Origin of the sequence: Pseudoalteromonas sp. AOP7-A1-14, from assembly GCF_052376275.1 — a bacterium.
GTDB lineage: Bacteria > Pseudomonadota > Gammaproteobacteria > Enterobacterales > Alteromonadaceae > Pseudoalteromonas.
In genome coordinates this window covers 24,128-32,485 of the sequence record NZ_JBQSVO010000027.1, presented here as the reverse complement: position 1 = coordinate 32,485, position 8,358 = coordinate 24,128, and the positions used below count along the sequence as shown (strand labels likewise).

Sequence of the window (8,358 nt, the reverse complement as noted above, 5' to 3'; positions counted from 1 at the left end):
GTTGATATAAAAACCGCCAAGGCTACTCAGATCACCAATGGCTTTGTCGATATTCGTGGGGTTGATTGGCATCCAAGCAAGCCAATGCTGGTGTTTTCGGGGATTAAACAAGGCCAGCGTCATGGTTATTTTTATGACTTAACTACCGATAAGCTTACTAACGCTGATATAGAAGGATTGAGCTTTCCGGAGTTTGCAAGTGACGGCAGTTTGTATTTTCATCAATGGCAAATAGATTCTGCTTTGATGCGTGTTGCTATCGGTGACGATGTGGCCAGCTCGCCTTTTCCTATTATGTCATCGCACTTTAGCTCTCGTTTTTCAGATTACAGTGAAGTCACCAAGCAACTGGCTTATACCTCAAACGAATCTGGCTTTACAGAGCTTTGGCGTGCCAGCTTAGACGGCACAGAGCGTGTACAGCTAACCCAGCTAGAGGGCAGTATTTATAACCCTGTTTGGTCTTATGATGGTCGCTTTATTGCGTTTACTTTGTTTAAGTCAGGCGAAAATGGCTTATATTTTTATGACACCCTTCAAGAGCAGATCAAAAAAGTAGATACGCAATTAACTTATCATGGTAAGCCTGCATGGAGTCATGATAATCAAAGTATCTTGATTTCAAATGGGAGTAACTTGTTTCGTATTGATTTAAATAATGGCCAAGTGACACAAGCTCTTGATAGCAAAGCTATGTATGGTTATGAAAATACAGCTGGCGATATTATTTTTGCCAATCAAGAAAATACTCAGTTATGGATAAAGCCTGCGGGTAGTATGAAGGAGCAATTATTGGTTGATAACATTAACTTATCAAACAATTTTGCCTGGCATTTTGCACAAGAAGATAGTACGACCACAGCACGTATTTACTATTTTAATGTTAAAGCAGATGATTATAGATTGAGTTATTATGATATTGATAAGCAAATACATCATGATGCGATTCGCTTACCAGAGCGTGCTTTTAGTCGCTCGTCAGGGCTAACTTATATTGCAGACAAACACTGGTTAGTGTTCACTTCATATAAGTCGCCGCAAATAGATATTAAGCGTATTAAAGCGCAATATTTACCGTTTTAGCACTTACGATAAATTTCGTGGTCAACATCTTGAATGTTAACGCTTAAGCTGTCTGAGTCACGGCAATAGGTTTTCAAGCAAGCGAGTAAGTCTTCGCTTAGCTGCTGTTTTTGTTCAATACTGCGTCCAGACATAATGTGTGCAGCAACATGAATAAAGCCTTCTTTACCCTGACCTAATTGATAATGTTGATACGCAATGGCGCGTGTTTTAATAGTGGGGAGTTCAAATAAACCACTGTCGTATGCGGCTTGGTGAATTTTTTCGACCAGTACTTGTGGTAGTACTGGTAAATCTTCAGAGTGCTCAATAATTATATGGGGCATCGTAAACTCCTCAAAAACGATAAGTAAAACCTAAACTTGTTTGAAACTGATTCAATACGTCACCATCAAAATGCCATAAGCATTGGTTGTCTTCATCAGTAGGTAATGTACATGATACGTTACTGGCATTATTTACAATAGTCGCAAGCCAACGAGTTTCAAATAAAACCCGTACTTGATCATTAAATAAGTACTCAAAACCGCCATATAAACCACTGGCAAAAAAGGTATCTGAACTAGTGAAGTTGGTTTTGACATAATTAGCACCAATTTGCGCGCCAACATAACCATTAACACGATTACCTAGTGGGACTTCAACCGCGCTTTGAAACAGCGCATAGTGCATTTTAACGCTATTATCAGGGGATGATTGAAAGTCACTTTCGGTATTTGAAAAATAAAAGCCATAACGAGCTGAATCAATCGTTCTATCAATACTAAAAGCAAAATGATTGCTGTCATCAAGTTCTACCGCTAAGCCTTCTTCTGTTTCTAATGATTGATTAAAGCTTTTACCAGTATAAACACTCACGGAGTAGCCCGCTGATGCGTTATAACTGGCAAACAGTAAACAGAGTAAACTAAGTGCTTTTTTCATAGTGTCGGTGCTCGTTGTTACGGTTATTATGGGGTAGTATTGAAACATAGCTGAAAAATAATTGTAAGCGCCGCTGTGGTGCTTAGCAATAATTTACAGGAGTAATAGTATGAAACTAATTAAATTAATAACGGCAATTGTTCCTATATTGATGGTTGCTGGTTGTTCGGATGATGCGGCCTCGGTAAGTCTAGGCTTATTTACTACCAAAGATATTAAAGTGATCTCTCAACAAGATCCGCTTGTTGATGGGGTGACTTGTCATATTAGCCATATTGAAGCTAACTTAGACTTTGCTGATCCTTCGGATATGTCAATTTCGTGTCGTCAAACAGGCCCTATTACAGCGCAGCAGTTGCAAGTTATTGATCGTAGTAAATCAGGCGAGGTCGTATTTAAATCATCGAAAAGCATTTTATTTAAATCACTAAAAGTACGCCGTATTTATGATGCTAAAACCAGCAGTTTATTGTACTTATCGTACTCTACAAAAGAGTCAACGGGGAGTCATCATCATGCACTTTCAACGGTACCTTTATACAACACCCAAGCATGGGCGTGGTCGCAAGCGCAATTAAAGCAAGAATAATTAAAGAGCAAGCTATGTTAACGTTATTTAAATCCAAACCCTTGCTAGATAAGCAGGAACAGCAATGGCTTATTGATACCTTTGTATGGGCAGCAGAAAATTTTGATAGTGAGTTTTTTCTAAATAACACACAGTTAGTTTTACCTAATCATCAATTTTTTCCTGATTCAGTATCGAGCATTGAAGAAATGGCCGGTAAGGTTTTCGAGCGAGTAGTTGATTACGCTGGCATGAATGCATGGCCAATTAGTTTGGTTAAGCCGCAGCAATTACAACCGCAGGTTTTCCCACACTTTGCATTTAGTAATGAGTTGCGAGGGGAAAATAGCCAGTTAGTTGTTGCGCCATCACACCAGATTAGCGTGTCTTTTAACCCTAACCAAATTAATCAACCACAAGATTTAGTCGCCAGTTTTGCCGGTACGCTCGCTACTATTATGATTCACCATGTGGGAGTTTTACCGCCCGGGGGAAAGGAGTTCTTACCGCAAGCAAGTGATGCTTTAGCATGTTATTTAGGGTTTGGGGTGATGATGAGCAACACTGTGTATCAATTTAAAGGCGGTTGCGGTTCGTGTTATAACCCTTATGCAAATCGTGAAGCGGCGCTTAGCGAATCGCAAACGTTATTTATGCATGCACTGGTGAGCCACTTTAAAGGCGATAAGCATTCTAAAAAGTATTTAAAACCACACTTACGTGGTCAGTTTAAAAAAGCGCAACGTGAGATTAAAGCACTTATAAATAATTCACCAGATCCGCTATTACTAGCCTTTGATGATAAAAAAGCAGGGTAGTAATGGCCTACATTGATGAATTTTTATTAATTGCTTTAGCGCATTTTTTTGCCGTAGCAAGCCCAGGCCCTGACTTTGCTATTGTGTTAAAACAAAGCATTCAACACGGTAGGCGTAATGCGCTTTGGACAAGCGTTGGCGTAGGCCTTGCCATATTACTGCATGTTAGTTATTGCTTATTAGGCGTGGCGGTTTTATTGGCCCAATCACCTAGCGTATTTATGGCACTTAAATACTTAGCGGGTGCTTATTTAGCCTACATAGGTGTGCAAGCTCTACGCAGCGCAAAGCCCGCAACCATAAGCTCTGAAGGCGCTACAAAAGTACACAATAAAGAAAGAAGTTGGGTGGCTTTTCGTCGTGGTTTTTTTACAAATGCTTTAAACCCTAAAGCAACTTTATTTTTTATGTCTTTATTTACATTAGTAATTAATCAATCAACCCCGTTAATTGTACAAGCAGGGTATGGACTTTATATGGCTTTAGCTACTTACCTTTGGTTTTCATTTTTATCTTTGGTGCTATCAAAACCTGCGGTGCGTGGTTTTTTTCAAAAAAGTGGCTATTGGTTTGACCGTGGTATTGGCGTGATCTTAATTTTACTTGCAGTTCGTGTGGTACTGTAAATAAATATACAAACTTTAACTTATAAAAAGAGGAAACATGGCGTTATATAACTTCTCATTTGGTTCAAATATGTCGTCTAATCGCTTATTAGCCCGATTACCACAAGCAAAGCGTGTTGGTACCGCTTTATTAAAAGGCTATGAGCTGACATTTGATATGGTAAGTCATGATGGCTCAGGTAAGTGTAGCGTGAAAAAAAGTGATAACCACGATGCCCTTGTATATGGTGTGGTGTATGAACTCAGCGATGACGAAAAAGCAATATTAGATACTATTGAAGGGCCCAATTACGATTGTGTTGATGTGCAGGTTGAGCTGTTAGACGGCCAAGAATTAGCGGTGCATTGCTATATTGCTAACACCCTTGATAGTAATTTACTGCCGTATGATTGGTATATTGAGCACGTTTATCGCGGCTCACTTGAAGCCGGTGTACCCAGTGGCTACAGTGAAGCAATAAAGGCGCGGCCAATGCGCCAAGATAGTGATAAAAAACGTGCTGATATTGAATTTGCAGTACATCAAAAAAATAATTAAAAGCTAGGAATATGATGAAATTTAAAAAGTTAGCAATGATTGCTGCGCTCTTATCAAGCTGTACATTTTCAAGCGTAGCGCAAGTTGATAGTGATAATATAGAGCAAGTAATTAAAGCTTCTATGGCACGTTTTGATGTGCCGGGTATGGCTGTCGCTATAGTTGAAAACGATAAAGTGATACTCGCCAAAGGGTTTGGTATCAGCAATCTCGAAACTGGTAGTAAAGTTAATAAAGATACCTTATTTGGTATTGCCTCAAACACCAAAGCCTTTACCGCCGCAGCACTTGCGAAACTAGTTGATGAAGAAAAAATCAACTGGGATGACAAAGTAATCGATCACCTACCTGAGTTTCGCTTGTATGACCCTTATGTAACCCGTGAAATGACCATTCGTGACTTATTAAGCCATCGTAGTGGCTTAGGATTAGGGCAAGGCGATTTAATGATTTGGCCTGATACCGATAAATCAATTGAAGAAATTTTAGCAGGCCTAAAACACCTAAAACCAGCAAGTAGTTTTCGTAGTAAGTACGCGTATAACAACTTAATGTTTGTTACCGCTGGTGAAGTGGTTGCTCGGGTGTCAGGTATGAGCTGGAACGACTACATCGAAAAGAATATTCTTCAGCCACTTAATATGAAAAACTCTCGCGCTGGTTTTTCACGCATTCCAAAAAGTAATAAGAACTGGGCAACAGGTCACATTCCTATGGACGGTAAACTACATCCGTTCTTTGTAAATTACTTAGAAGATTTTCGTGGTGCAGGAGCGATTGTCTCAAGTGTCGGTGATATGAGTCAATGGTTACGTACGCAACTTGCTGGTGGCCAAATGCCAAATGGCGAGCAATTATTTAGTGAAAAACAACAAGCGCAAATGTGGCATCCGCATATTACGTCGCTGGCGTCTAAAAGTGCTTTTGAAGCATATCATCAGCAGTTTAGAGGTTATGGTTTAGGTTGGAGCATTGAAGATTTTCATGGCATAAAAAAAATAGGTCATGGTGGTGGTATTTTAGGAATGGTGTCGCAAGTCACTTTAGTGCCTGAGAAAAACTTAGGAATAGTTATTTTATCTAACCAACAAGCGTTTAGTGCGCTTTCAGCCATTACTTATGAAGTACTTGAAGATGCTATGGAACTTGAAGATAAAGACTGGGTAGAAGATTTAGCCAAAAAGCATTTTGCAGGTAAACAAAAAGCGTACGCCAATGCTAAACCTGAGGCCCCAGCAGATTACCAGCCGCAGCTACCGAATATTAATTACACTGGCACACTGAATGATGATTGGTATGGTGATGTAATTATTGAAGAGCTTGATGGCAAGTTACGTATTGATTTTACACATACTAAGCGTTTAAAAGGCCAGCTTGAGCATTACTCGGGTAACACCTTTATCGTGAAATGGGATGAAAAGCTGCTCGAAGCTGATGCGTTTATTGAGTTTGATATGGACACCAATAACCGCGTCAATAGTGCCAAAATGCACGCTGTCTCAACCTCGGTTACAGATTTTAGTTTTGATTTTAGAAATCTACATTTACATGCTAAATAACCTGTTCTGTAGTTAAAAGATTAACTCATAAATTGATCTTAAACTGTCAACATACGTCTCACCTTCTTGGTGTTCGGGTTAAATAGTAAACCAAAGTCGCAAAGCCGCCAATGAGCGGCTTTGTTATAATTATGATTAATTTATTACTCATTATTCATTCACTAATTTGGAGCGGGCATGCGTACTGCTGTTATTTCTCATCCATTTTGTCGAAAACATAAAATGATCGATGATCATCCAGAGTGCCCAGAGCGTTTGGATGCGATCAACGACCGTTTATTAGCAAGTGGTTTAGATATCGCAATACAGCAATTACAAGCGCCAAAAGCAGAACGGGAACATTACCTGCTTGCACATGATGAGGCATTGGTAAAAAAAGTTGAAACAACTATCCCCTGTGAAGGGTTAGCCTCTTTAGACGGCGATACATGGCTTGGCATTGAATCTTTAATGGCGATAGAGCGTGCGGTAGGCTCAGGAATTTTGGCCGTTGATGAAATATTGGCAGATAAGCTCGATGCGGCATTTTGCGCTGTGCGTCCGCCTGGGCATCATGCTAATCAATCAAGTTCTGCCGGGTTTTGTGTGTTTAATAATTTGGCTATAGGCGTTAAATATGCGCAAAGTAAAGGTATTAAGCGTATTGCGATAGTTGATATAGACGTACACCACGGCAATGGCACGCAAGATATTTTTATGGATGATGAAAACGTGTTGCTTTGTTCGTTATTTCAGCATCCTTTTTACCCTAATACTGCGGTTGAAAACAATGCGACTTTAGTTAATTCACCTTTACCGATTGCCAGCGATGGCAATGATTTAAAGGCGGTTTATAATGAGCAGTGGTTGCCTAAACTCACAGCGTTTCAACCTGAGCTATTATTTATTAGTGCAGGCTTTGACGCACACCTTGAGGATGATATGGCAAGTTTAAAGTTCGTCGAAGACGATTACAGTTGGATAACTGAACAGCTTGCTTTATTTGTAACGCAGTATAATTGCAAGGGTATTATTTCTTACCTTGAAGGCGGTTATGCTTTATCAGCACTTGGGCGCAGTGTGGCGGTACACTTAAAAGCGCTAGTTGAGAGCGACTAGCGCAAAAGCTTGCTCTGGGGTTAAAGAGTCTATTTTGGCTAAACAACAATGGCCTTCTTTGTGTAAATAGTCTTTAACTAAGTCAGCGAGTTCCTTTGCTGATATAGCATTACATGGCTTATTGTTTAGTTGAGTATATTGCTGCTGGTAATCTAGGATAACTACGCTCTGCTTTTCAAGGTCGTTTAAGCCATATAATAAATCTGCACGCTCTTTCTCGCTTTTTGCGACTTCTAACTCATTATTAAAAATAATAAATTGCGGGAAAAGTGTCGAATTTAAAAGCGTGCTCATTGGTTAACCTACCGATATTTCATACGAAGTGAATTTGCGAATATTAATAACGCCATTATCAAAAATTAAATATTGGCCTTTAATACCTTGTAAAATACCACTTACTATGGGGTCTTTATCAAAGTTAAAAGAGTTAATTTTTGTTGGATATTTAGAAACCGGAAACTCTAGTTCAACCACGTCTTGATCAAGCTTCTCAATGGCGGTGGCACCAAACAGTTCGGCAAGCTCAGACAATTTATCCTCAATTTGTGGGAGCAGTTCTGTAGCTGCGGCTTTTAAGTCTAATGCTTCATTTTCTCCTTTGAGCATATTACGCCAATTAGTTTTATCAGCAATAAATTGCGCTAAAGCAACTTCGACTAAGCCTGACTGTAAGCGTGTTTGCACTTTGAAAATAGGTAATGCTTGGGTGGCACCTTGGTCAACCCAGCGAGTAGGAATTTGTGTATGGCGAGTAATACCGACTTTAAGGCCTGAGGTATTTGCTAAGTAAACATAATGCGGAATCATGCAGTTTTCTTCGCCCCACTGTGGCTCACGGCAAGTGCCTTGGTCGTAGTGGCAGGTTTCGGGTTTCATAATGCACATATCGCAGCTGGCAAGCTTACGCATACATACAAAGCAATGTCCTTGAGAGTAACTTTTCTTAGTTTTTTTACCGCAATTAGAGCACAAAATAGTGCCACTAAACGTTAGTGTCAACGGTTTGCCAATATAAGCATTAAGGTCAACTAGTTCATCACCAACAGGTAATTGATATTGAATAGGTTGAGTTAAAGAAGATTTTAGTTTTTTCAGTGTTCCTTGCACCTTTACGCCCCTAAAGATGTTTAAAAAAGTATTTTAT

The 8,358-nt window shown here is 39.6% G+C and carries 11 protein-coding genes; 7 read left to right on the top strand and 4 right to left on the bottom strand.

Translation table 11 applies throughout. The features are described 5' to 3' along the window. Positions 1-1,083 (top strand): TolB family protein (locus tag ACT3RM_RS06625; protein ID WP_444511350.1); only part of this gene is annotated, 1,083 nt, incomplete at its 5' end. Here ACT3RM_RS06625 and ACT3RM_RS06620 read toward each other — a convergent pair. Both ACT3RM_RS06620 and ACT3RM_RS06615 read right to left on the bottom strand, forming a co-directional pair. Beyond that, positions 1,080-1,409 (bottom strand): 5-carboxymethyl-2-hydroxymuconate Delta-isomerase, encoded by a 330-nt coding sequence (locus ACT3RM_RS06620; protein ID WP_441994869.1) that lies wholly within the window; start codon positions 1,407-1,409, stop codon positions 1,080-1,082. The genes ACT3RM_RS06625 and ACT3RM_RS06620 overlap by 4 nt on opposite strands. Before the next feature lie 10 nt (positions 1,410-1,419). Next, complete coding sequence (locus ACT3RM_RS06615; protein WP_441994868.1) at positions 1,420-2,007, bottom strand: hypothetical protein; 588 nt, start codon at positions 2,005-2,007, stop codon at positions 1,420-1,422. 109 nt (positions 2,008-2,116) lie between these two features. On the opposite strand from ACT3RM_RS06615, the gene ACT3RM_RS06610 reads away from it, so the two are divergent. From ACT3RM_RS06610 to ACT3RM_RS06585, 6 genes are all read left to right on the top strand, one after another. Further along, the gene (locus tag ACT3RM_RS06610) at positions 2,117-2,596 is read left to right on the top strand and encodes a CreA family protein (RefSeq protein WP_441994867.1); all 480 of its coding nucleotides are present in this window, start codon (positions 2,117-2,119) and stop codon (positions 2,594-2,596) included. A gap of 14 nt (positions 2,597-2,610) precedes the next feature. Beyond that, positions 2,611-3,393: a hypothetical protein gene (locus tag ACT3RM_RS06605; RefSeq protein ID WP_441994866.1), complete on the top strand. Its 783-nt coding sequence runs from the start codon at positions 2,611-2,613 to the stop codon at positions 3,391-3,393. Between the two features lie 2 nt (positions 3,394-3,395). Next, positions 3,396-4,019 carry a LysE family translocator gene (locus ACT3RM_RS06600; protein WP_441994865.1) on the top strand — a complete coding sequence of 208 codons (624 nt, stop codon included), beginning with the start codon at positions 3,396-3,398 and terminating at the stop codon, positions 4,017-4,019. A gap of 37 nt (positions 4,020-4,056) precedes the next feature. Continuing rightward, positions 4,057-4,557 carry a gamma-glutamylcyclotransferase family protein gene (locus tag ACT3RM_RS06595; RefSeq protein ID WP_441994864.1) on the top strand — a complete coding sequence of 167 codons (501 nt, stop codon included), beginning with the start codon at positions 4,057-4,059 and terminating at the stop codon, positions 4,555-4,557. 14 nt (positions 4,558-4,571) lie between these two features. Then, positions 4,572-6,116 carry a serine hydrolase gene (locus tag ACT3RM_RS06590; protein ID WP_441994872.1) on the top strand — a complete coding sequence of 515 codons (1,545 nt, stop codon included), beginning with the start codon at positions 4,572-4,574 and terminating at the stop codon, positions 6,114-6,116. Positions 6,117-6,293: 177 nt separating this feature from the next. Then, on the top strand, positions 6,294-7,214 hold the full coding sequence (locus ACT3RM_RS06585; protein WP_441992787.1) for a histone deacetylase family protein: 921 nt from the start codon (positions 6,294-6,296) through the stop codon (positions 7,212-7,214). Here the strand turns inward: ACT3RM_RS06585 and ACT3RM_RS06580 are convergent. After that, complete coding sequence (locus ACT3RM_RS06580) at positions 7,197-7,508, bottom strand: DUF4144 family protein (RefSeq protein WP_441994862.1); 312 nt, start codon at positions 7,506-7,508, stop codon at positions 7,197-7,199. The two genes, ACT3RM_RS06585 and ACT3RM_RS06580, sit on opposite strands and share 18 nt — an antisense overlap. 3 nt (positions 7,509-7,511) lie before the next feature. Beyond that, the gene (locus ACT3RM_RS06575) at positions 7,512-8,321 is read right to left on the bottom strand and encodes a DUF2797 domain-containing protein (RefSeq protein ID WP_441994860.1); all 810 of its coding nucleotides are present in this window, start codon (positions 8,319-8,321) and stop codon (positions 7,512-7,514) included. Positions 8,322-8,358 lie beyond the last annotated feature (37 nt).

Coding starts and splice junctions, on each gene's coding strand:
- ACT3RM_RS06620 (WP_441994869.1), bottom strand. CDS start 1,409: ATGCCCCATATAATTATTGAGCACTCTGAAGATTTACCAGTACTACCA.
- ACT3RM_RS06615 (WP_441994868.1), bottom strand. CDS start 2,007: ATGAAAAAAGCACTTAGTTTACTCTGTTTACTGTTTGCCAGTTATAAC.
- ACT3RM_RS06610 (WP_441994867.1), top strand. CDS start 2,117: ATGAAACTAATTAAATTAATAACGGCAATTGTTCCTATATTGATGGTT.
- ACT3RM_RS06605 (WP_441994866.1), top strand. CDS start 2,611: ATGTTAACGTTATTTAAATCCAAACCCTTGCTAGATAAGCAGGAACAG.
- ACT3RM_RS06600 (WP_441994865.1), top strand. CDS start 3,396: ATGGCCTACATTGATGAATTTTTATTAATTGCTTTAGCGCATTTTTTT.
- ACT3RM_RS06595 (WP_441994864.1), top strand. CDS start 4,057: ATGGCGTTATATAACTTCTCATTTGGTTCAAATATGTCGTCTAATCGC.
- ACT3RM_RS06590 (WP_441994872.1), top strand. CDS start 4,572: ATGAAATTTAAAAAGTTAGCAATGATTGCTGCGCTCTTATCAAGCTGT.
- ACT3RM_RS06585 (WP_441992787.1), top strand. CDS start 6,294: ATGCGTACTGCTGTTATTTCTCATCCATTTTGTCGAAAACATAAAATG.
- ACT3RM_RS06580 (WP_441994862.1), bottom strand. CDS start 7,508: ATGAGCACGCTTTTAAATTCGACACTTTTCCCGCAATTTATTATTTTT.